The 24,997-nt window shown below is 33.2% G+C and carries 19 protein-coding genes and 1 riboswitch; of the genes, 13 read left to right on the top strand and 6 right to left on the bottom strand.

Annotated elements, in window-relative coordinates; all coding sequences use genetic code 11:
• The first annotated feature begins 70 nt into the window (after positions 1–70).
• The 3 genes from RH915_RS05125 (at position 71) to RH915_RS05115 (ending at position 8,649) form a co-directional block, all read left to right on the top strand.
• The gene (locus RH915_RS05125) at positions 71–4,528 is read left to right on the top strand and encodes a hypothetical protein (RefSeq protein WP_310478340.1); all 4,458 of its coding nucleotides are present in this window, start codon (positions 71–73) and stop codon (positions 4,526–4,528) included.
• A 330-nt stretch (positions 4,529–4,858) separates the two neighbouring features.
• Positions 4,859–7,951, top strand: a complete 3,093-nt coding sequence (locus tag RH915_RS05120; protein WP_310478339.1) for an AAA domain-containing protein — start codon at positions 4,859–4,861, stop codon at positions 7,949–7,951.
• Positions 7,952–8,460: 509 nt separating this feature from the next.
• Positions 8,461–8,649, top strand: coding sequence for a DUF5673 domain-containing protein (locus tag RH915_RS05115; protein ID WP_310478426.1), 189 nt, complete (start codon positions 8,461–8,463; stop codon positions 8,647–8,649).
• Between the two features lie 62 nt (positions 8,650–8,711).
• Here RH915_RS05115 and RH915_RS05110 read toward each other — a convergent pair whose 3' ends face one another.
• Positions 8,712–10,106 carry a LysM peptidoglycan-binding domain-containing protein gene (locus RH915_RS05110; protein WP_310478338.1) on the bottom strand — a complete coding sequence of 465 codons (1,395 nt, stop codon included), beginning with the start codon at positions 10,104–10,106 and terminating at the stop codon, positions 8,712–8,714.
• A 331-nt stretch (positions 10,107–10,437) separates the two neighbouring features.
• Here RH915_RS05110 and RH915_RS05105 point away from each other — a divergent pair, with 331 nt between their 5' ends.
• A complete protein-coding gene (locus RH915_RS05105) occupies positions 10,438–10,737 on the top strand; it encodes a cupin domain-containing protein (RefSeq protein WP_310478336.1) in 300 nt (99 codons plus the stop codon).
• A 294-nt stretch (positions 10,738–11,031) separates the two neighbouring features.
• Here the strand turns inward: RH915_RS05105 and RH915_RS05100 are convergent, their stop codons facing one another.
• Both RH915_RS05100 and RH915_RS05095 read right to left on the bottom strand, forming a co-directional pair.
• Complete coding sequence (locus tag RH915_RS05100) at positions 11,032–11,817, bottom strand: alpha/beta fold hydrolase (protein WP_310478333.1); 786 nt, start codon at positions 11,815–11,817, stop codon at positions 11,032–11,034.
• 22 nt (positions 11,818–11,839) lie between these two features.
• Entirely contained in the window at positions 11,840–12,412 is a 573-nt protein-coding gene (locus RH915_RS05095; protein ID WP_310478331.1) for a TetR/AcrR family transcriptional regulator, read from the bottom strand.
• Positions 12,413–12,725: 313 nt separating this feature from the next.
• Here RH915_RS05095 and RH915_RS05090 point away from each other — a divergent pair, with 313 nt between their 5' ends.
• On the top strand, positions 12,726–13,547 hold the full coding sequence (locus RH915_RS05090; RefSeq protein WP_310478329.1) for a MerR family transcriptional regulator: 822 nt from the start codon (positions 12,726–12,728) through the stop codon (positions 13,545–13,547).
• 309 nt (positions 13,548–13,856) lie between these two features.
• Positions 13,857–14,567 carry a DUF421 domain-containing protein gene (locus RH915_RS05085; protein ID WP_310478327.1) on the top strand — a complete coding sequence of 237 codons (711 nt, stop codon included), beginning with the start codon at positions 13,857–13,859 and terminating at the stop codon, positions 14,565–14,567.
• A 117-nt stretch (positions 14,568–14,684) separates the two neighbouring features.
• Here RH915_RS05085 and RH915_RS05080 read toward each other — a convergent pair whose 3' ends face one another.
• Positions 14,685–15,995 carry a voltage-gated chloride channel family protein gene (locus tag RH915_RS05080; RefSeq protein WP_310478326.1) on the bottom strand — a complete coding sequence of 437 codons (1,311 nt, stop codon included), beginning with the start codon at positions 15,993–15,995 and terminating at the stop codon, positions 14,685–14,687.
• A 138-nt stretch (positions 15,996–16,133) separates the two neighbouring features.
• Positions 16,134–16,340 carry a DUF1657 domain-containing protein gene (locus RH915_RS05075; protein ID WP_310478325.1) on the bottom strand — a complete coding sequence of 69 codons (207 nt, stop codon included), beginning with the start codon at positions 16,338–16,340 and terminating at the stop codon, positions 16,134–16,136.
• A 300-nt stretch (positions 16,341–16,640) separates the two neighbouring features.
• A riboswitch (cyclic di-GMP riboswitch) is annotated at positions 16,641–16,728 on the top strand.
• A 52-nt stretch (positions 16,729–16,780) separates the two neighbouring features.
• Here RH915_RS05075 and RH915_RS05070 point away from each other — a divergent pair.
• From RH915_RS05070 to RH915_RS05040, 7 genes are all read left to right on the top strand, one after another.
• Positions 16,781–17,275 (top strand): hypothetical protein, encoded by a 495-nt coding sequence (locus RH915_RS05070; protein ID WP_310478322.1) that lies wholly within the window; start codon positions 16,781–16,783, stop codon positions 17,273–17,275.
• 35 nt (positions 17,276–17,310) lie between these two features.
• Positions 17,311–17,982 carry a DUF5667 domain-containing protein gene (locus RH915_RS05065; RefSeq protein WP_310478320.1) on the top strand — a complete coding sequence of 224 codons (672 nt, stop codon included), beginning with the start codon at positions 17,311–17,313 and terminating at the stop codon, positions 17,980–17,982.
• Positions 17,983–18,184: 202 nt separating this feature from the next.
• Complete coding sequence (sigI, locus tag RH915_RS05060) at positions 18,185–18,895, top strand: RNA polymerase sigma-I factor (RefSeq protein ID WP_310478318.1); 711 nt, start codon at positions 18,185–18,187, stop codon at positions 18,893–18,895.
• Positions 18,896–18,911: 16 nt separating this feature from the next.
• Positions 18,912–19,901, top strand: a complete 990-nt coding sequence (locus tag RH915_RS05055) for an anti-sigma-I factor RsgI family protein (RefSeq protein ID WP_310478317.1) — start codon at positions 18,912–18,914, stop codon at positions 19,899–19,901.
• 181 nt (positions 19,902–20,082) lie between these two features.
• Entirely contained in the window at positions 20,083–20,766 is a 684-nt protein-coding gene (gene ftsE, locus RH915_RS05050; protein WP_310478315.1) for a cell division ATP-binding protein FtsE, read from the top strand.
• On the top strand, positions 20,759–21,643 hold the full coding sequence (gene ftsX, locus RH915_RS05045; RefSeq protein ID WP_310478314.1) for a permease-like cell division protein FtsX: 885 nt from the start codon (positions 20,759–20,761) through the stop codon (positions 21,641–21,643). Before ftsE ends, ftsX begins: the two co-directional genes overlap by 8 nt.
• Positions 21,644–21,670: 27 nt before the next feature.
• On the top strand, positions 21,671–23,092 hold the full coding sequence (locus RH915_RS05040; protein WP_310478312.1) for a DUF3048 domain-containing protein: 1,422 nt from the start codon (positions 21,671–21,673) through the stop codon (positions 23,090–23,092).
• A gap of 382 nt (positions 23,093–23,474) precedes the next feature.
• Here the strand turns inward: RH915_RS05040 and RH915_RS05035 are convergent, their stop codons facing one another.
• Positions 23,475–24,836, bottom strand: coding sequence for a dicarboxylate/amino acid:cation symporter (locus tag RH915_RS05035; protein WP_310478311.1), 1,362 nt, complete (start codon positions 24,834–24,836; stop codon positions 23,475–23,477).
• Between the last annotated feature and the right edge of the window lie 161 nt (positions 24,837–24,997).

Raw genomic sequence — 24,997 nt, 5'->3', positions numbered from 1 at the left:
CTTTTTAACTGTAGCTAGTAAGGGAGTTATAAGTAAATAGTGCACATAGATTATTAAAGGGAGGGAATTTATGAATTGGACAAATTTTCAAACACATGATGAATCGCCCAATAAAGCTTTTGAAGCACTGTGTAATCAGCTTTTTAATATTTGGTGTAAAGAAGTATCAGAAGAAAATTACATAAGCTTTAGAGTAATAAATGGTTCTGGTGGCGATGGAGGAGTTGAAGCGTACGCAGTTAAAGAAAGTGGTAAAATTTCTGCAGTACAGGCTAAATGGTTTCCTAACAGTATTCAAGATAGTCAGATAAACCAAATCAAGAATTCAATCACTACTGCATTAAAGGTTAGACCTAATATAGATGAGTACATTGTTTGTGTTCCAAGAGACCTAGCTTCTATAAAAATGGTTAAGGGAGGCAAAATATCTCAAAAGACAGAACAAAATGGATGGGATAAATTACAAGAAGATACGGAAAGTGCATATGAGGGATTAAAAGTTATACTTTGGAATGAAAGCTATCTTCTTGAGTTACTGCAAAGAGAATCAGCAAGAGGTGTGGAAAGATACTGGTTTCATAACTCAAAACTTTCACTCGCAACAATTAAGGGTTCTTTTACTAAGCAACAACAAGGATGGTTACATAACAGGTATACACCTAACTTACATAAGAGCGGAAAGTTGAAAACAAGTAGTATGAGATTCTTAGGTAATGCTGTGGAACGCATGGAAACCTATGAATATACTCAAAAGAATATGATGCATCTAGAAGGGTTAATTGATGCATGCGTATCCTATGCAAAACTGGTAAAAAGTCAGGATGATAATGATGAAATTTTGAAAATGCTTTCTAATACAGAGAGAGCTGCTTCAGAACTTCATATCAAATTAGAAGAAATAGGGTCAAGTGTATATTTTGAAGATTCATTTTCAGCAATTGACTATAGTTTGCTATCGAAGCTTGATTTATATGAGCTAGAGATACAATTACAAAATAGAAAGCTGCTTCGCGAGACATACTTTCATATTGAAGATATTCTGAAGATGATTAAGGCACATAATGAATACTACAGTGTTTATGAATTGAAAAGACAAATAGAAAATCAGTTCATTAGAACAACGCAAGTTGTTATAGGAGATCCGGGGACTGGTAAAACCCATGGAATAGTTGGTTTAGCTGAGGAGCTATATAACTATAATACTCATATCCCAGTGTTTATTAGAGCTAAGGAGTTCTCACCCAATATGACATGGTTTGAAATCATAAAGACGGTGCTTGGATTATCTTCTCAATGGTCTGAAGAAGAACTTTGGCAAGCATTTGAGGCTTTATCAATTAGCAGACAAAATGCTATGATTACTGATGATGATGCTCTAGTGATTGTTCCTAAAATAGTTATTTGTCTTGATGGTTTAGATGAATCTCAACCATATGATAAATGGATTGAAAGGCTAAGAGAATTTGATGATATAACACGAAGATATTCACGAATAAAGTTAATTACAACAAGCCGTGACTATGTGTTCAACTATATTCAGTATGAAGATAAATTGTTAAAAGGAAGCATCTGGTTGAATGCTAACGGAGATGTACCTGCTGACAAACTATTTGATGATTATGTAAAATATTATGAAATTGATGTGTCTAATGTACCGTGGCTAAAATGGGCATTAAAAACTCCTTTGGCTTTGAAGCTATTTTGTGATTTGAACAGAGGAGGGAAAGTTATAGAAATGCAAAGAGCTTCTGTTACTATTACAAGGTTACTTCAGAGCAAATTGGGTGTAATGGAAGCAGAATTTGCTCAGAGTATAAAATCAAGCAGTGTAAAGAATGAACACATAATTAATAGAGTTCTAAATGATTACGTAAACCTTTTTATTTCGAATAATGAAGTAGCAAGAGAGGATTTATTGGAACAATTCTCTGAAACTGTTGGAAATGATAGTTATGAGATTTGCAAAGAATTGGTTGAATATCTTGAGTGTGAAGGGTTTTTACAAAGTTACAATATCCATCCGACTTCTATATTTGAGGTTCCGAAGACTATTTATTCAATTGGAATACAACCCTATTTTGACTATTTAGCAGCGATATATTTTCTTGAAAATAGTAGTTCATGTAAGATCAATGATCTAAATTATGCATCTCATCAGATGTTGGCAATTATATTACTTGAGGATAAGGGCATTCTTTTTAGTAATTCAGAGTTTACCAAAGATTTATCTGGAGATCGCCTTTATGAACTTAACTTGTTTGCATTAGCTAATGTATCTAAAGAGAAAGCTACAGATTATAGACCATTTCTTCTAACAGCGATGAAGAAGAATTCAGAATCGCTTATAAACATTGCAAACAAAGTAATTTTAAAAGTATCCAGAATAGAGAATCATCCATTAGGAGCAAGTTTTTTACACGAATTTCTAAGTGATTTTGATACAGTTGCAGGAAGAGATCAGTTTTGGTCAATCCCAGCGTACCTTACAGATCAGGAAGATAATACTTGGTATCTACAAAGTGAATTGAAGATTGGTAAAGATTATTGGACTCTAGAATGTTCTGATACATATGATGGTTTACCACTTGTGTATGCATGGGCATTAACAACTTCTAGCAATGGTGTTAGAAAAGATTGTAGAAAACAGTTATTTAATTGGGGCAAATCATGTCCTGAAGAGTTTATTAAACTATTAGATTACATATATGAAGTCGATGATGTTCAAATGAAGGAAGATCTTATGGCAGTTGCTATGAGTGTTGTCATGTGTTTGAATGATGCACCTAATGTGGTTGCCTCGTTTTCAAACTGGACTTATCTAAATATTTTTGAAGGGGATAAAATAGTAGATAATTTAAGTTGTGCAATTCGATATTATGGACGTGCCATAATCGAACGTGCTTTTGCATTAGGAAAAGTAAGCGAAGAAATATTGAATGCTTCTAGGCCTCCTTATAGACTTGGAAATAATCTATCGATTAATATTGATGCATTAAAAGGAACTCGAATGGGAGGATATGGACCGATTGATTACGACTTAGCAAGGTATGTACTTGTTGACCCAATTGAATCGAGGTTCTTTAAAGAAACATGCTACATTTATCATGAGGATGAAATATATAATCATTATACAAAAGAAGATATTGATGTAATACTAAACACTGAAGATGAAATAGAAGAAGATTGCCTACTACAATTAAATGAAATAAAGTCTGAGATTGATCAACCTTACAATTCATGGTATAGCAGTCGTGAGGAAATAGCTAATGACTCACCTGGAAAGTTATTGAATGAATACGCAAATACATATAGTCTTCAATCATTAACGTCAACACAATTTATATTATGTGCTGTCTATGAAAAACTGTTAGCACTTGGATGGAATAAAGAGGTATTCTATGGAAAACCTAATGGAGGTAAAGCAGGTGAAATTCTTGGATTGGATATTGCGATATTAAGAGAACATTCTAAGGCAACACATGGTAGTAGGAGTAATATCATGCAATTTGCAGAGAAATATACATGGATAGCAAGAAACGAATTATATGGTTTTCTAGCGGATCGATTGAACTATGCTGCCAACGATGAGGCGGTTAGTTTACTTGGTGATTATGGCCTTATTGACGATTTTCCTAATCCAGCACAAGAATTAGTTCAACTTGATCGAGATGAAATACAAGAAGGTAATGAAAGAATATTTGTTGAGGATATACCTGCTGATGTAAAGCATGAAAACGAACTTGAAAGCCTAAAAAGTTGGATTACTGAAGACTGGACGCCTGATTATGAGAAATGGCTATATCCAAATGAACTTAATGGATTGATAGAAAAAGAAAGGTTAACTTTGTATGGTTTCCATGCTGAGGAAAATAATCTAAACGGAGAAACATTAATTTGGATTAATTCAGGTCTAATAAAAGCAGAAGATTTACCTATACTTGTTAATGATGCCAGGAACAAAAAGTCTAAACTTGTTAACTTGCTAAGAGAACCAGTCAATTATCATTCTTCTACAGAAACTGACTGTTATATAACACCTATGGAGATTACATGGTTTCCTTGGAAGAACCAACTGAGTTTAGTTGATAATATTAATACAGTGTATAAAAGAAGTTTTAAGGAATATAAAATTTTTAGATCTGTTGAAGAATGTGTTGCGAATTATCAAGAGTATGGTGATATGACTTATACACTTCCTTCTGCAAAAACGAGAGAAATACTAGGAATAACATATGGTGACGGATATTGTTATAAAGACAAGAACGATGAAATTCTATGTTATTCAATCAGTACAGGAGAGAGTTGGAAAGAAAGTCAGTCATTCTTATTTGCAGATAGGAAATCATTGATGAAACATTTAGATGATCAGGGTTATACTATATTTTGGACCGTTCGTATTATGAAACAAGAAACAACTAAATCTAGAGAGTTACATAAGAATTTCTATCTTCGTAATGACAAAACTATGTATGTCTATCATGATGGAGATAAATTTAACAGTACAGTAATATATGAAAAAATAGATTGATCTATCATTAGAGAAGCAATATGTGAGCAATGCAATATCCTTAACTTAAATAATAGGTAATTATATTCGTGAGTCGTTATGAATCGAGTTATTTTATAATTGTTTAGCAGCAATATTAATTGAAATCTGTAGGTTAGAAAAAATCGCAGTTTAGTGAAGCACGGTGAACCGTATCATAAGTAAAGGAGGTTTTAATAAGACCCAACTAAAATGTTGAATTAAGCATTTCAGTTAATTGTTGATATTGATTAAAAAGGGATTTGGCCTGTATAAACGAAATATATAAAGAATATATAAAATTTTAATGTTTATGAAAATGGGAGATAGAACATGAATAAAAGGGAAGATATTTTAAATGCATGGATTACAATAGAGCAGTTATCGGAAGGTTCAATTAACAAAAAAGATAAATTATTAAAGTCGTTACATACTATGGAAGAGAATTGGCAGAAGTTTTTTTTAGATTTTTTAACTAATCAAAAGGAACAAAAAAACATTTCAGATAAGGTCTTTAAAAAGTCGGGCATAGTACTATATTTTGGTATATTCAATTTTCAAGAAGTTATTGATATATTGAGAGAGAGATACAAGATTTCAAAAACTTATGAAGAAGTCAGTAATTCTGAAAAATTTACCTTTGCTTTATATTTTGATAATCAACTAAATTTTATAGCTGATAAATTGTTTTTAACAATGAGCGGTTTTATTCGTGAACATGGCAATTTACCTGAAGATTTCTTAAAAGTTGAAACTTCATTAAGAGAAGATTTAAACCGAAAATTTGATGAGGATTTTAATAAGACAATTTCTGAACTTTTACAAAGATACAATGTTTCGGTAGATAACTTTCGCTATACAATCGTGCAAAATTTGGATAATGACGATATAAACCTACATTCTTTCTTTATTGAAGATCTAAAAATAGCAAGGATAATTAATAGTGAAAATTTAAATCGATATTTTAATGGTTTTTCTGGATATAGGAAAAATCTAGACAGCAATAAAGAATCAGAACAATTTAACGTACATATTTTTGAGGAAATTGCTTTAAAACCAAAATTCTATCCGTTAGGACGTTTCCCAACTAACCCTGATTATGCACTTTCATTCATGCAACAGGTTGCAGTAAATCTAGCTTTAAACGACGAAAATGATATTCGTAGTGTCAACGGTCCACCAGGAACAGGTAAAACAACATTGTTGAAGGATATTTTTGCTGATTTAGTAGTACAACAGGCACTAGAAATTTCAAAACTTTCTAACAAAGGTATTAAAGGGGGTCTGGTTTATTGGCAAAATGCCAAACTTGGAGTTTTACCACCATTTATTTCAAATAAAAATATTATTGTGGCAAGTTCAAATAATGGGGCAGTTCAAAACATTGTTAAGGAGTTACCAAAGAAAAAAGAGGTTGCTAAAGATTTTCAAAATCTATTAGAGGAAGCGAATTATTTCAAAGATATTTCTAATTCCCAATTAACTGGTGAGGGATTCGGAAAAAATCGTAATATTAAAAGTGAACTATTAAATGAGGAAAATTGGGGTGTTTTTTCGTTAGAAGGTGGAACGTCAATCAATATTAATAAATTACTTCTAAATATTGAAGCAATTGAAAAAGATTTAGAAGAAAATTATCAATCAAATACTGATGTATATCAGGAATTCTCACGTCTTTATAATGAATTGAAAATTAAAAGAGGTACAGTAGAAGAATATAGTCAGAAAATATATTATCTACGCAAAATAAAAGTCAAACATAAAGAGCAAATTAATGAATTTGAAAAAGAAAAAAAGGCAAAACAAAAGGAATTGATTAGACAGGAAAAAGAAGCTATAGCCGAAAATGAAAGACTGAAACAAGAAATCATAAATCTTCAAAAAGATTTATCGAATACTTCTATACAACTTAAAAATTTAACTAATGAACAAGTTCAAGCTGAAAGAAATTTTAATGTAGTTACTTCACAAAGGCCGAGTTTTTTATGGTTTCAGAAAATATTTAATAAATCAAAAGTTGAACAGTATTTCAAGAATCTCAATAGCGCGAATAACCATTTAAATTATCTTTCTCAACAAAAAAGCAAATTGTTCAATAACTGTAGGCAATTTGAAAATGAGCTAAAGGGAATTGTTGAAAAAAGTGAGTTTATTCAAAAACAAATGCAGGAGAGAAAATCTGTCTTCGAACTATGGATGGATACTAATGTTAATAATCTAAAAAAGTTAGAACGAGAAATTGAGTCATTGGAAAGAATCAAGTCACAAAGAGGCATAGAGGAAATAGATTTTTCACTATCATATGAAGAACTCCAAAAGTCTAATCCTTGGTTTACAAAGAAGTTCCGGATTTTACAATCAGAATTATTTATTTCAGCTTTAAAAGTTAGAAAGCAATTCCTTTATGAAAATAGAAGAAGTTTAAAAGCGGCAAGGATTATTTGGAATAAACAATCTGATTACATTGCAAAAGAGAATGGTCATCAGTTAATTTCAGAATCATGGCAATGGCTGAACTTTACTATTCCTGTTATTAGCACCACTTTTGCTAGTTTTGGTAGAATGTTTAAAAACCTTAATGAAAATTCAATAGGCAATCTATTTATAGACGAGGCTGGTCAAGCACTACCACAGGCTAGTGTTGGAGCAATTTTTAGAAGTAAAAAGATTATGGTTGTTGGGGATCCCTCACAAATAAGACCAGTATTAACTTTAGATTCGAATGTTCTAACCTTAATAGGAAGGCATTATAAAGTAGACCAAAAATTTGTCTCTACTGATGCGTCTACTCAAACAATTGTAGATAATGCCAGTCAGTATGGGTTCCAAAAAAATGATAATGAATGGATTGGTATACCACTTTGGGTACATAGACGTTCGAACTATCCGATGTTCACAATTTCGAATGAAATATCTTATGATGGTTTAATGGTACAAGGCAAAAAAGAAGATGAGGCGCAAGGGAAATCACAGTGGTTAGATTCTGCTGGAAAGGCAAATGATAAATATGTTAAAGAACAAGCTGACTTACTGAAAAGTCTAATTGCTAAACGGTTACAAGAAGCTCCAGACTTAGCAAATGAAATCTATGTTATATCTCCATTTAGAAATGTGGCTTATAAAATTGCGCGAGTTCTAGATGAAATTAACTTTACTAAACGACAAGACGGTAAACCCACAAATGTTGGAACTGTTCATACTTTTCAAGGAAAAGAAGCGAAAATTGTCTATTTTGTCCTTGGAGCAGACTCTAATAGCAGTGGGGCAGCAAGGTGGGCTGTTTCTGATCCAAATCTAATGAATGTTGCGTCTACACGAGCTAAAGAAGAATTTTATATTATTGGAGATAAGAGATTGTATGCATCACTAGGTAGTGAAGTGGCAAATAAAACTATATCGATTATTAACGATTATAATAAGGAGTAATTATACTTAATATACTATGAGATTGTTAAATATGATGAGCAATGGAATTATAAAATTCAATATCTGGTATATAGATATCTATTATTCCGTTTAATAATTTTAAAGTAGCTTCTTTATTAATTGGAATAGTAGCCGGCTATAGTACAGTATATTTTTCTAGGAAAGGGTTTTTGGATAATCATAGTGGATTGGTTAAACTAAACCTTGGGCATGTCCTTTGTTTTAACGGTTTGGATATTAGGTCTAATAGCAAACATTGTATAGGCGGTGTAGTTGCTATTATAGAATGAAATTCTCGAAGGAAAATAGGCCATACCATATTTAAATTTGATATGAAGATGGATAAATGGGATGGGGGGCTGCTCTAATGATGATACACTTTGCATTAAGCGGAGCAGGATTCCTTATAATATTTCTTAGGATCCCAGTAGACTACATATGCTATAATTACTATCCATGGCAGTAATCCTTTATTTATTTGTATGACTTTTTTTGTTTAATGAAATGCTATAACAGAAAATGGGATAAAATATGATAATTCATATTTATGGGAGGATATTTTGTCCTATAGTTGGCAGCAGGAAGAGAACTTAGCTTTAGAACTTACAATACAATCAAGGAAAGACACATATCAAATAAATATCAAAGGACCAAGAAGCTCTAAAAAGGAAATTCAAAGACTATTAGAGGGAAAATAATTTTTGATAAGGCTAGAAAAAAGCTTACATTTTAGAAAATGCAAGCCTTTTTTATTATAGAATTACCAACTAATAGGATTAGGAGGAACAATAATTCTTTGTCCTATGCGTATAATAGATTGTGGACTTAAGTTATTTCTTTGATAGATTTGTTGAAGGCTAACCCCATAACGTATGCTTATGTGCCACAAGGTATCTCCTGAACTAACTACATGGATAGCTTCAATAGGAACAATTACCCTTTGACCAACTTGAAGAATGGAATGTTGATTTAAGTTATTTCTTTGATAAATAGAGTTAAGGTTAGCTCCATACATATTACTTATTCGCCACAGACTATCACCTCTAGCAATACGATGATTAACTTCTACCGGGGCAACTAATAGGGAAGGATCTTTCACTGGAACCTGGAGTCTTTGTCCAACATTAAGTACGGTTGTCTTTAATTGATTCATATTTTGTATTTTTTGAACTGTTGTTCCAAATCTAGTTGCAATAGCCCAAAGACTATCTCCCCTAGCCACAGTGTGCAAAAAATAATTATCTACAGTTGGTTTTCGAGGAGCAAGTTTTTGATGATATTCTTCTAGTTTAACAAATCTAAAGCCTCTTTTAATTAATTCAGGAATAGCGTCTATAATTCCATCGGCAATATCTGTTTCTGGTCGATTCATATGAAATAGAATTATTGATCCAGATGTAGCACTTAGTGTGGCTTGACGAACCTGTTCTCTAGTAAAAGTAGCACCTGCATCTCCCAATACATTGTAATTAATAACTTCATATCCAAGTTCGTTAGCAATTTTCACTGCAACTTCATCATAAAATGCGGTTCCGGATCGAAAGTATCTTGGTTTCTTACCAGTTATATTTAGAATTTTTTGTTCATTTAACAAGATTTCATCCACTACTTCCCCTATACTTGTAGTACCTTTAATACCATATGCAGATCTACCGTTTATAGATAGGGGGGAATGTCTATACCCATGGTTTGCTATATCAAAAATAGGGTTTTGAGCTAGTTCTTTAAAAATACTTGGGTTGCTACCTATCCAACGACCGCTAATGAATAGCGTAGCAGGTATTTGGTGTTTAATCAAAAAATCTATTAGTTGTTTATCGTAACCATTACTAAACCCTCCTTGACCACAAGCATCAAAGGTAAGGGCAATAATCTTATCTTCGGTATCAATTCTGGTTCTAACGCCATCCACATTTTCACCCCATTGTTGAGGGCTGTAATGTCCATATCTATTAATAATATCTTGTTTAATAGTTTCAATACGATTTGATGACAAGGTACTATAAAAAGCTTGTGCACCAGTAATGGCACCTAATCCAATCGGGTCATCACTAGCATCAAAGCATAAAGGACAAGCATAAGCATGTAGAGGGCTAATGTAAGTAAAAACTAATATTATACATAGGATAAGAATAATGCTTGTAGTTTTACTCATATTCTTTTTAACTCCTTTACTTATTTCTACTAAAGTGCTTAATAAGAAACCTCCTTTTATCTAGTATTTATATCTGCAGAAGAAATTATGAGGAAATAGCAATGTAATTTAATGAGAAAATTTCAAGGATTTAGTGTATTATGGTGGTTTGAGACGAGGGGACGTTTCGATTGTCCTCTTTCTATTATTATGATATCCTGAAGCTGGAGTCGATATGAATGGCACGGAGGGCAAGAATAAGGATTAAAACTGGGATATAACATATTATGTTGAGAGGTCTTCAATTTTTTAATACTACATATAAAAAATAGCTATTAGGAGGGAATTTGAAGTGTCAAAAGTATTAGTACTGGAAGGTGTTGAAAGGGAAACGTTAGCAATAGGGACTAATTTAATGATTGTAAGATTTACATTTAAGAAGGGTGCAGATGTGCCTTGGCATACACACCCCCATGAGCAATCAAGCTATGTAGAATCAGGTTGTCTTAAGCTTTTTGTTGAAGAGGATGAAATAATTCTAAAAAAAGGAATGTCGGTAGTAATCCCGTCTAATGTAAAACACAAAGCCATAGCCCTTGAAGATACAGTAGATATTAACGCATTTACACCGATAAGAGAAGATTATTTATAATTTCCTGATATAGGAGCATTATTACTTAGTTAGTTTATTAATAAGCACTAAAAAGAATTTTTTTGATTCTTTTACCATATAAAAACCGCCGTTACTTATGGTGAACCGTACCCTAAGTAAGGGTGGGTGGATTAATATCGAAAACATTAATATGTCATTTGGGTTATGTTTTGGCTAAGGCCATATCATAACCCAAAATTTGTGTAATAGAACGTATTATAAAATTAATAGTAGAAAGTACAGAAAAAAATGAGTCAGCTTAAAAGAGGTTGGAATTAGAGTATTAATAGGGGATTAAAGCAACTTTTTAAGAAAATCCAACAAAACTTTATTACATTCTTCTGGATTATCTTGATTTAGAATATGATGAGCATTTTCTATTACCGATATTTGACTATTCAAGCTATTATTGTGCCATTTTTCATTCATTTTTTTAATAGCGCCTAATTCATGATCTCCATAGATAATTAGCATAGGTTGTTTAAGTGGTTCAGGAAGTCCAATAACCATATCATTGATCATTTCTTTTATTAGATGTATAAGTGATTTTTTACCTGTTTTATGTACCCCTTCTTCTAAGTAAGCTATGGTATGTGGAGTAATTGCTTTGTGTTTAGCAAAACTCTTAGCCAAAGACCTAGAAGGAAGAATACTTATAGGTAATGAGAAAAAAGGGTTAAGAACTTTAAACCATCTAGAATATTTAGGATATAATGACCCTCCGCTTAAATGAATTGTAGCTACTACTCTTTCTGGATATTTATAAGCTGCTTGTTGAGTTACAAAACTACCAAGAGATAGACCTGCCAATATTGCATTAGATATGTCTAACGCGTCTAAAAGTTCAATAATAAAATCGGCGGCTGTAGTAGAGAACTGAAGATTTTCATTTATCTCAGATGATTTACCGTGATAAGGCATATCCCAAACAATTACTCTGTACTTATCTTTTAAAGCAATGACTTGTTCCTGAAAGGTTTGGTGATCCATAGTAACTCCATGGGAAAAAACTATTACTGGAGCGTTTTCAGGACCGTGAACTTCATAATAAATGGAACCTATATCATTTTTATAATACAAAATATTCCCCCCTCAACTTATTTTATTTTTTTATAAGTGCATTATTTACAAAATTATAATAACTGTCCATAAATAACTTAGATTCCTCATAGTCATTAAAAGGAAACATCTTTGGTAAAGACTCACCTAAGCATAATAGAATACTCACTGTATGATTTATGTTGAGTTCTCTAATTTCATTCGAGTTAATCCCTTCTTTCAATATATCTTTGCATATTTTTATAGCTCTTTCTTTTCGATAATTATATATTTTTTCCCAAATAGAAGGGGTCTCCATCATGTCTTTATAAAATGTCAGCGGATATTTTTTATAAGACTCTAAACTATATTTAAATAAAAAATTAAGCTTTTCTACCGACCCTTTAATATCGGTTAATTGAGATTGAAGCACATCGTAATGTTTAGTAGTAATATTTTTCATTATATGAATGAATAGATCTTCTTTTGAGTTAAAATGCTTATATAAAGTTACTTTACTTATACCAGCAGCTAAGGCAATTTGATCTATTGTAACTTTACTGTATCCTCTATCAATAAATAATTCTTCTGCTTTTTCTAACAACCGTTTAAACTTTAGCTGGCTTTGCTTACCCATAAAACACACCTCCAATTAATGAACTAATGAACTATAAAAGTTCATTAGTTCATTAATTCAAGTATATATTTTCCTATTCATATAATCAAGAACAAATTGAAATGTTTTATCAAGTAATTTCCCTGAACGTGGATTTAGCAAATAATAAAGCTAATAAAGTGGTGGAGTCGGAGTATTGCTGTCTTTTTTATACTTATTATTATGGTAAAATGACAAGTGGGTTAAAAAGTTTTAAATAACCATTGACTCTCCGGTTAGGGTAGATAATAAAATTAAGTTATAAATCAAATATGCGCATAGGAGATTTGTGATTATGTATAAGATTGGTGTTTTTTCTAAAATGAATAAGATAACGATTAAAACCCTTAGACACTATGATGAAATAGGGTTATTTAAGCCTATTCATGTTGATGAAATGACAGGGTATAGGTACTATTCTTCAAGTCAACTTCCTAGACTATATGAGATCTTAGCTTTAAAGAGTATAGGTTTTTCTTTATCAGAAATATTAAATTCAATAGATCAGGAAAATAATATGGTGGATTGTCTTGAAAAGAAAAAAGACCATATCTTAAAGAAAATTGAAGAAGAGGAATTTAAACTTTCTCAGCTTCGAACTTATTTAAAAACTCTAAAACTGGAGGGTACGAATATGAAATATAAAGTTATTGTAAAGGAGCTTCCTGAGGTAATTGTTGCCTCAATGAGAACAGTTATACCGGACTACGATGCTTATTATAAGGTTTATCCTGAAATGGGAGAGTATATGGAACAACAAAAAGTTGAGTGTAGCGTTCCAGAGTATTGTTTTACAATATATCATGATGGGGAGTACAAAGAATCAGATATAGATGTAGAGATTTGTGAAGCGGTTACAGGCTATGGGAAAGACTCTGATAAAATAAAGTTTAAGAAGATTGATAAAGTAGACAATGCTGCTTGTGTACTTCATAAAGGGCCATACAATACAATAGGCATGGCATATGGTGCAGTAATGAAATGGATTGAGGAAAATGGATATGAAGTATCTGATTTGCCTAGGGAATCTTATATAGATGGAATTTGGAATAAAGAAACTTCTGAGGAATGGTTAACTGAAATTCAAGTGCCTATTATATTCAAACAAGTTGTTTAAAAGAGTCATCTGAGGATGGCTCTTTGTTTCTAAATAGGCGAGGATGGAAATCAGGTGATAGTACCTTATCCTGCTAGAGTTAGAGATTGTAATTTGCCGATTTTACCAGAGTGTTAATTAAAAAAGGAGTCGAATAGGAAATTTCTATTGACTCCTATTTATGTGTTGGAAAAAAAGATACTAATAACCGAATAGACCTAGAATAGATTGTATTAAATTAGGAATCCACTATAAATATTTAACTGTATTTTATATTGTAACATTGGAATAATAAAGTTAATATATAGGAAATATTTAGGAGGACTATTTATGGAATACCTAAAAATAACTTTTAGAGTTGTTACAATAATGGCTTTGTTATTGTTTTTGGTAATGGTTACGGGTAGAAGAAAAATCGGTGAACTTCCTGTTTTTGATTTTTTAACTATAATAATAGTGGGAAATGTGGTTGGGGCAGATATTGCAGATCCTGAAATACCTCATATGCCAACTGCATATGCAATCGTCCTATTAATAGGATTACAGTATCTGTTAAGTCACTTTACAGTGAAAAATCGGAGTTTTGGAAAAAAGGTTACTTTTGAACCAGTTATAATTATACAGAATGGACAATTTATTAAACAAAACATGAAAAAAGTAAGGTACTCCATTGAAAATATATTGATGTTTTTAAGAGAAAAAGGAGTCTTTGATATACAAGATGTTGAGTATGCTATTGTAGAGGATAGTGGAAATATCAGTGTAATGAAAAAACCTGAAGCGCAATCACTAACGCCTAATGATATGAATATAGTTACAAAGTACAAAGGTTTAAAAATACCTCTGGTCGTTGATGGAGAGGTTTACGAAGACAACTTACAAAAACTTAACTTAGATAAGAAGTGGCTTCAGCAGCAGTTGAAATTAAATAATGTAAATAACCTTGATGATGCATTTTATGTAGATATAAATACAGAAGGAAAACTCTGTATATCAAAATCAGATGAATCTACAGATTTTATAAAGGACTTTATTATTTAAAAAATACTTAAATAAATAAAGAAGTTGGATAACTCCTATATTGGGGTTTTGTATACTTATTCTATAAAAACCTTTAATAATGTAAGTAGGCAACTTCCTTAATTGAAATCAGTTTGGTTACTGAATTTTTTTGTCTTCCTCAATAGATTTTATCGTTTTTCCTGGAGGAATATTTAGCATTCTACTTTTAGGATCATATAGCTTTTGCGAAGCATAAATCCCATGATGCCCTGAAAATATAAAGCTAATAAAGCATGCTATAAAAAAATAGGTTATTCCTTCTCCGTTGAACATTTCTAAACTAAAAAGAAAAGCAGAAACAGGTGTGTTAGCTGCTCCGGAAAATATAGCAATCATACCTACAGCTGCAAGAAAAGAAGGAGGCATGCCTACTAATGGAGATAATGTATTTCCTAAGGTTGCACCCATAAAGAATAGAGGGATCACCTCACCACCACGGAACCCCATACCCATAGTAATTGCAGTGAATACAATTTTGGCTAGAAAAGCATAGGGAGGAACTTGCCCTTGAAAAGCTTGCTCAACCATTGGTAAACCTCTACCAAGGTAATCCCTAGAACCAATTAAGTAGGTTAATGCTATTATAATGAGTCCTCCAGTAAAGGCTCTTAGCATAAGATTTTTTAAATATTTATCAGATAGACTTTTTATTTCGTGCCGTAACTGACTATAAAGAACACTAGTAAATCCAAAAACAATGGCTAAAGCCATAATCTTCATAAGGTTTATAGCATTAATGTCGGGAATGTTTTGTATAATAAAGTGTTCATGATGCATTCCTAGTGCTGTTGCAACATAATGTCCTACAAAGCTTGCAACAAAACAGGGAATTAAAGCTTCATATTTAGTTCTACCTATGGTGATAGCCTCCATTCCGAAAATAGTACCGGCTATAGGGGCACCAAAAGCAGAACCAAAACCGCCACTTATCCCACTGATGATTAAAATTTTACGATCTATTCTGTTAATCTTAAATAGTCGGTTCACTCCCTCGGATATACTTGCACCCATCTGTATAGCGGCTCCCTCTCTTCCTGTTGAGCCTCCTAGTAGATGTGTGATAAAAGTACAGAAAAAGACGATAGGACCCATCCGTAAAGGAATTTCACCTTGCCCGTGATGAATATGTTCAAGAACCAAATCGTTTCCTTTGCGAGAACCTTTACCATAATACATGTAGATATAACCGATAATAATACCTCCAACAGGAAGTAGCAATAAGGTAAAGGGGTTTGCTTCTCGTATATCTGTTAGAAAGTCATTAAAATTTATTAGTACAGTTGATGTGAAACCTACAACTATACCAATTAGGCTCCCCCATAGAACCCACTTTGCAAGAGTAAAAATAAAAGTTATGTGCCTTACCTTCATTGTGTCAGTAAAAAACTTATTATTTAAACGACCCATAATAGTAGTGCTCCTTTGCTAGCTGGTCTATCAATACTGGTTAAAAAAATATAAAAAAGCTATATAGCTTTAAATTTACAACTTTTAAATTTAAAATTTAGTAGTTAAATGAAGGTACATTTTATATAACTATCTTAGTTAGCTGTTTTTGTTTAGATTATTATTTTCATTTAAGTACTCCAAACGTGCATTGAGAAACTGTACATGCTTTTCTATATCGCTTTTCATATTATTAAACATATCTTTCGCCTGTTGCTCCTCTGTAGATTGGGCCATTAGAGCATAGTTACCTTTAACGACTTCACAGTATGCAATTACTTTTTCTAAATCTGCCAGAACTGTCACTAAAGTCACCTCCCTTAAGATATTGTAACCAAACTATTTATAAAAAATGACATACAATTGGAAGATATAGATTACTGAAATATTTAGATCTAAGCTTTGCATATGTAAGTTGGTAATAAATAAAACAACTAATAAAATAGTCTCTTATTTTAAGTTATTAAAAATTATTAAAGAGAAATAAAAATTATATTAAGAATAAAAGAAAAGTATCTTCTTAAATATAAAACTAAAAATTTAGAAAAAAATCTTTAAAGCCCCCTTAAAATTTAAGGACTATTCGTATAGATAGTAAAACAGCATATAAAAATAAGGCAAAACCATTGAAAGGTGGTGACGCAAAACTACAGGGACTACGGGTCATTTATACCCTTGTTAGCCAGTTGCACAAATATAAAACAATAAGAGCTTATTTGCTTTTAGAAAGCGTTTGAGGTGAATTCATGGTAAAAAATAAAGTTTTTCTTTTAACATTAATATTGATACTTTTGATAGCATCCGGTTGCTCAAAGAAACATGTTGATACAGAAAATCAAAATATTCAAGAGAAAGCAGTTTTATATGAGAATATAGATTTAGGTTTTAGAGTATTTGAATCATCTCAGTGGAATGTGGGAGAAGAGTCAACTAATGGATCATTTAATGTTACCTTTGAAAACAATAAGTTAAAAGCCATTGTCACAATTCTTACAAGTGAAAAAAGTGTTGACGAAATTAAAAATGACTTAAAAACAGGAACAAGAAAAGCAAATATAATTCAAGACACAAAGGATTCCTTAATCTTTGAATCAGAAAGGAAGGAAAGTATCCGAACAGAAATCTACATAAAAGATAATCGAGCTAATAAAGGAATTATTACCTTTATGACCCCTGTTAAAGACTACGAAAACAACAAAGACGCGATTGATGAGTTTAGAAGAAATCTTCAATTCTTCTAATTAATATTATAAGAAAAATAGAAAGGATGGTTTATATGAAAAAGCTAATTGTTACTAGTATGGTAGGGGTTTTATTGATAAGTGGAACAGTGTATGCTGATGAACAACAAGAAGTTCTAACCCCAGAGTCAGAGTTATACGAAACGATCCGATTGATTGAAAATAATGAATATGAGCTGACAGAGGCATATGAAGAGAAGGCTCTTTTACAAGATGAATACGCTGATAGGCGTCTGGAGGAAATGGAAGAAGTACTAAAGGAAGAGGATCAGGAAGCTGCTGAGAGATTGATAGAAGATTATAATGAACACATAGAGGAAATCAATAAAAATCTTGAGTTAGGAAGAGGGCTTGGGAATGACATAACTAATGTAGAGTCTTTAGTCGCACAAAATTCTTTAAAACGCAGCGAAAACCTTTCCACTCTTTTAGAAAGAGAAGATATCCCCGAGGAAGCTAAAGAAGGTATTTCAAAAGCTATAGAAAATCAAAACCAAGTAAGTGAACGCTTAGCGGAAGCTTTAGAAAAAGCTAGTCAGGCAAGAGAACAGGCTGAAGAAAGAGCAAATGAAGCCAGAGAACAAGCTGAAGAAAGAAACACTCAAGCGAGAGAACAAGCTGAAGAAAGAGCGGTTGAAGCGAGAGAACAAGCTGAAGAAAGAGCTAATCAAGGCAGAGGGAGAGCTAAGGAAAGAGAAGAAAGATAAATTATATCTAATGAATTTTGGACAATTAAATACAAAAATTGGAGATAGGCTGAAGTACTAAAAATTAAGACAAATAGTAGAAACCATTTTAAAATTGTAGTAGACTAAATGCCATAAGCTAAATGATTAAATTCTAGTGCTTATGGCATTTAATATAAATACTAGAGGGTCAACAAAAACGTCACAGTAGGAGTTATTATAAATGGCTGATAAATCTATCTTTCAACAATTCATTATACAAGCGAAAAATGGAAGTGAAATAGCCCGTGAAAATATTATTTCTTACTACAAGCCATATATCATTAACACTGTTGGACATCTAAGTAAAAGGTATATTACTTGGAGTGATGAAGAAGCCAGTATTGGCCTTATTGCATTCAACCGAGCCATTGACAGTTACGATGACCAAGGGGGCAGATCCTTCCTCAATTATGCCTATCTCCTAATTAAAAGAGATTTGATCGACTATTATAGACGGGAAAAACCAAGACAACACATTTCGATGAATTATAGTACAGAAAAAAACGATATTACTAATAATCAAATGGAAGTTAAGAACTCCTTTGAGTCTTTTCATCAAACACAAGAAACACAGGATTTGGTAGAAGAAATTTTAGAATTAGACCGTAATCTAAATTTGTTTGGCATTTCATTTGAAGAACTTGAGTACTATTCGCCCAAGCATAAAGATACAAGAAAAACGTTATTTTTAATGGCTAATAGATTTATAGAAAGCCAGGAATTTATAGAAACACTTTTAACAAAAAAACGCTTACCTTTAAAATCTTTTGCAAAGAAAACAGGGTATCGTATTAAGACAATTGAGCGTCACAGAAAATACTTGATTACATTAATTATAGTAAAATTAAATCCCAAATGGATTCATCTTTCTCAATACATTAAAGATTCATAGAAAAGAGGAAATGTCTATGAAAAATAATATTATAAATGGTACAGTTATAAAAGTTACAAAAGAATATGTTGTACTGATGACTGATGACGGAATGTTTAAAAATATTCAAAGGTCTTCATCTGATCCAGTGCCCATATTAGGCCAACAATTTTACTATACAGAAAGACGTCAAAATAAATTGAAGTGGCAAAAATATGTTACAGTCGCAGCTGTTTTTCTACTACTCATTTTTTCGGCTACAATGATGCCTTTTAAACATGAGGATCCGGTCTATATAGTTGCAATTGATATTAACCCAAGTATAGAAATTTTTGTTGATGATAATCTTCAAGTTATAAAGGCCAAAGGGCTAAACGATGAGGGAAAAGAAATTATAGATTTGGCTTATCAGGATAATTTATTATCTTTTATAGAAGAGATTATTAATCAATCCGTTGAAAAAGGTTTTCTTCATGAATATAACCAGGCAGTTATAACAACAGTTGCTCCAGAAATAGAAAGTGACGAATTAACGCTTAAGGAAATTGAAGAGTTAATTAATAGATCTTTCGAGAATAAGGCGTTAAAAGCTAAGGTTGTAACGGCTACAGCAAGCAACAATGTTTACGAAGCCGCTAAAGATGCAAATTTATCAATAAATCACTATAGGGTATATGCAAATCTTAAACGTCAGGGAATAGTTCAAGATTTAGATGAAATAATAGGAAAAAATATTTTTGAATTAGAAAGAGCATCTAATAATGAATCTAGGTCCCAACAAGGCACCTCTCAAAAACCCAATGAAAAAGAGAATAAACAACAAAGTGACAGGACACCGCCTATAGTTTCAGAAGAAGGAAAACAAAATACAATAACGCCTCCTTCATTAGAGGACGAGGTTACTAATGTAGAAAAATCAGTACCTGATCGAGCGAAAGAAAAAAAGCCCGGCTTAGTTAAGGAGATGAACCAAGGATTACCTTCTTCTACTATCAATGACAACAATTCTATGAGAAGAGATAGGTAACTTATTAGAATCATTTCAAAAAAAATGTCCCTGCGTGTGACTTACACCTATGAAAATTCCTTTAAGGATAGCTTGAAGGAATTTTTTGTGTTAATATAATGATGTAAAAGGTAAAATTATGTAAAAATATTAAAGTTTTTGTCTATAAAGAAATATGGAGGATGTGAAAGGGGAACCTGGTGTGATTGAACTTAAAAATGTTAGCAAACTTTATGATGGAAGCAATGAAGTAGCACTTGAGAAGATGTCCCTAGAAGTGGGTCAAGGAGAATTCTTATTTTTAGTGGGGCCAAGTGGTGCCGGAAAGAGTACATTAATAAAACTTCTTTTCCGAGAGCAGTTACCGACAGAAGGTGTCATTAACTTTGAAAATAAGGATATTACAAAGTATAGAAAGCGAGATATATTAGAGTATCGAAGACGTATAGGTATGATTTTTCAGGACTATAAACTCATTAAACAAAAGACTGTGTTTGAAAATGTGGCCTTTGCCCTTGAAGTGCTGGGTCATTCTCCTATGTCGATCCAGAAAAAAGTTACGGAGGCTTTAGATAAGGTGGGCCTATCACATAAAGCCACTTCTTTCCCAAGGGAACTTTCCGGTGGAGAGCAGCAAAGGGTAGGCGTGGCCAGAGCCATAGTGAAGGACCCTGTCTTGATTTTGGCCGATGAACCTACAGGAAACCTTGACCGTGATAATGCATTACAGTTAATGCAGTTACTTGAAAAAATAAACGATGAAGGAACCACAATGATTATAGCAACCCATGCATGGGATTTAGTTGATCGTATGCAAAAGAGAGTTATTTCTCTAGCCGGTGGTAAGCTTAAAAGGGATGAAAAAGGGGGTTACAGTGATGAATAGACATGCTTTTCGATATTGTATGCGTCAGAGTATGCAATCTCTCTCCAGAAATGCGTGGCTTGCAGTAATTACATCTGGATTAATTGCAATATCATTAATTATTTTAGGCGGATTTTTCCTTGTTACAACAAATGTGAATCAATTTATCCGCAATGTGGAGTCTAATATAGAAGTAAGTGTTTTTCTAAATGAAGGCGTAAATGAAACGGAAATACAACAAAGAATTGAACAGCTTGAAGGTGTAGTTAGTCAGAGCTTTGTTCCAAAGGAAGAAGGTTTATATGATTTTGGTAGAAATATGGGCGACCCAGCCCTATTAAGGGATTTAGAAGGGGAAAACAATCCCTTGCCGGATTTGATTCGTGTTCGAGTGGAGGACCCTGAGAAAGTTGTAGCAGTAGCAGAAACAATTAATACATACCCAGAAGTTGAATTAGTTGACTACGGAGAAGAACTAGTTGCTCGCTTAATGCAGATAACCGGTCGTTTAAATTTTCTGTTTTTAGTTCTTGGAGTTGCTATTGCCCTGGGAGCGATATTTTTAATCGTTAACATTATTCGACTTTCTGCAGTCGCAAGACAAGAGGAAGTGGTTGTAATGAAATATATGGGTGCAAGTGATGGATATATTCGATTTCCATTTCTGATGGAAGGAATGGTAATGGGTTGGATCGGAACCGTTGTTGCAATTCTTACCCTTGGTTTTATTTACTTTAGATTGACATCCTCCTTTAGTCAGGACTCGTTGATTCTATTATTCCAACCAGTTACGGACATAGGGAGACTACTACCAATTTTTATTGGGTTGATGCTTGGAGGAACACTGATGAGCGCTTTTGGAAGTTTTGTATCAATTCGTAAATATCTAAAGGTATAAAAACCTATTTGAAAGGGAGGGCACACAATGCGTCGATTAATAACGGGGCTAGTACTAGGGACCTTATTCTTGGTATCCGTTGTGGGTGGAATGAACAGTCTTGTTTATGCCAACCCGGATTACCCTGACCAAGATGCGGATCAGATTAGGGAAGAAATTGCTGAATATGAAGAAACAATAAAGCTTTTAAATGAAGATATCGATAATCGATTAAATAGAATTACAGAGTTGGAAAAAGAACTAGTTACAATTGAAAGAAAACAAAAACAAGCAGAAAAATTATTAGCAGAAGCACAAGCAAGACTTGATGATACAACAGAAAAATTTTCAGGTAGAGTAAGAAGTGCCTATATGAAAGGTGGCGCATCTTATTTACAGATTCTTCTGGAATCTGAGAACTTTGGTGATCTGATCGTTCGACTAAATTATATGAGAAGAATTGCAGACCGAGATGCAGAACTCATTAGTTCTGTGAGAGAAGAACAAAAAAACGCACAACAGCATCAACTTGCTATCCAAGAGCAGCGAGACAACATACAAGATAGACTTTTTCAAATGGAGACGGAGCGACAAAATCTTGAAGACCAGCGAAAAACTCTTAACGCTCTTTTAGATACTTCTAGAGAGAACCTTGCAGAAAAATTAAATGAGATTCCACAAAGGCATCAGAACCCTGTATACGGTATAGCTATTGATAATCATCCAAATGCCAGGCCACAACACGGGCTATCACAAGCAAGTATTGTATACGAGTATGAAGTAGAAGGTCGAGCAACACGATACTTAGCACTTTTTTCAAATCTGCCTAATAAGGTAGGTCCAATTCGTAGTGCAAGGGAGCACAATACAATATTAGCCTGGGAAAATAAAGTTAACTTTATTACTGCAAGTGGGAGTAGAGATAATCTACAACGAATTAGTGATTGGGGAGTAAGTTACACAAATGCATTGGCGCATTCAGGGTTCTATAGAGATTCTTCCCGTCGTGCCCCTCATAATTTGTATGTAAACCTATCAACACTAAACAGAGGGACCCATTCCCCAGGCTCAGTGATTAGACCAGGTAACGTGAGTAGACAGGGAAAACAAGGAAATTCACTCGCCATCGAATATAGTCGTAATTATAAAGTTAGTTATCAATATGATAGAGGCGAAGGGGCGTATCGTAGGCTAATCAATGGAAATGCACATCGGGATGCAACTGGTGCCCCAATATTAGCTAGAAATGTTGTCGTACAGTACACGGATCATCCTACAGACAGAAGAGGACGAACAACGCCTACAGTTGTTGGTCAAGGAACCATTGACTACTATGCCAATGGCCAGCAGTTTACGGGAACGTGGAAGAAGGATACGCCAAGTTCTCCAACCCGTTTCTATTATGAGGACGGACAAGAAATTGAAATGATTTATGGGTCTACGTGGATACAAATTGCAAGGCCAAAGTAATCTTTAAATAAGCGCTATTGAAGTTAGTGTAAAATTCACTAGTACAGATTGAAAGATCAAAAAAATACAAAAGCACATCGCCCAAATTAAAGGGGCGCTGTGCTTTTTTAAATAAGATAACTATCCAATATCCTGGGAATAAAATGAGAGCCTTTAGTTAAGACAATGGAATCTAGATCCTATTCAATCGCATCTTTTAAATATGGCGTTTTGGAACTAAATAGATCAATCACATTTAGACCAATTTCAGAAATCAGTGTAGTTTCTTTATCCTTTTGAAATAAAATTCAAAAGGATGCTTTTACTCGATTCTAGTCTTACCTAAGATTTAATCTATAAAATGTAAAAACTTATGTTCTATATTAATGTTCCTGATAATTATCTAAACTGTTTCATTTTCAAGCGGTTGCGTATTTTTATCCTTACTTAACAGTTTATTCATAACCATTGCAGCAGTTAGGTCCCCAGTAACGTTAGCAGAGGTACGGCTCATATCCAGTATTCTGTCAACACCAATTATTAGAGCAATCCCACCAGCCGGTATTCCCACACTGTCCAGCACCATAGATAAAATAACGATACCAACACCGGGGGTAGAAGGAGAACCAATTGATGCGCCAACGGCGGTAACAATAACAAGTAATAGCTGACTTATAGCTAACTCTATGCCAAATACCTGTGCTAGAAATACAGTTGCAACACCTTGATAAAGGGCAGTACCATCCATATTAATCGTAGCCCCAAGGGGAATGATAAACTGAGATATAGATGATTTTACACCCAATTTATCCTCTGCAGTTTCAATAGATAAAGGCATAACTGCCGCGGAACTAGAAGTTGAAAATGCAAGCAATTGTGCATCTCGTACATTACCTAGAAACCATAGAGGGGACTTTTTAATATAAAATGTTACGAGAAGCAAGTAGAAAATCACTAATAAAATCAAGCCAAGTAACACAGTACCTACGTACACCGCCATGCCTAACAGGGCCTCAATACCTACCTTCATTGTAATTTGTGCAATTAGTCCAAAGACGGCGATAGGCGCTAAAAGCATGGCCCAACGAACAACAGTCATACAAACCTCCTGAATGGATTCAAGCATCTCGATAAGGGGTTTGGATTTATCCGGTGCCATGGAAACGAGAGCAAAACCAATTATGATGGAAAATAGTACGACTGCAAGCATTTCTTTCTCAACCATAGATCCTAATGGATTTTGGGGAAGTAGGTTGGTCAGCATAGCCGGAACATCACCGGCAGTTAAAGCTTCTACATCTTCGCCGTTTTCAATTACAGGATTATCAGCCACTGCCATATCCACTGAGTTTGTATCAATATAGTTTCCGGGCTGAATAACTAATGCTACAATTAAACCAATTGAAATTGCAACAACCGTTGTAAATATAAAATAGATGACAATTCTAGAACCTAACTTTCGTAATTGCTCCATATCTTCACTAGAGGCAAGTCCCGTAATAATAGAGGCAAAAACTAATGGAACCACGATCATTTGTATAAGACCTAAAAATATTTGTCCAGGGATTGCTAACCAATTACCTAAAGTTGTAGAAGTTATCTCCTCAACTAAACCCATTTCAGGGCTAAACACTATACCAAATCCGATACCTAGAAATAAAGCCATTAATATTTTAAGATAAAGTTTTTTTCTTATAAGGCCGTACAAATCTTTAGTAAGATTTCTAAGGGCCCCTGGGCTAATCTTTTCTAATGTTCTTGACATAGAAACCTCCTTATTTTTTAGTTATTTGTCTTCATACTTATCCCCTACCCGATGTTTTTTTAATTTAAACGTTTGAATTAAGGCCACCTAAGTGAGTAGAGATAATAAATAACTATTGACCTCAGTGATAATAAGGGATTAAATATAATTAGTATTATTTA

This window comes from Serpentinicella sp. ANB-PHB4 (assembly GCF_031432315.1).
Taxonomy (GTDB): Bacteria; Bacillota; Clostridia; order Peptostreptococcales; family Natronincolaceae; genus Serpentinicella.
This window is presented reverse-complemented; position numbering and strand designations above follow the sequence as displayed.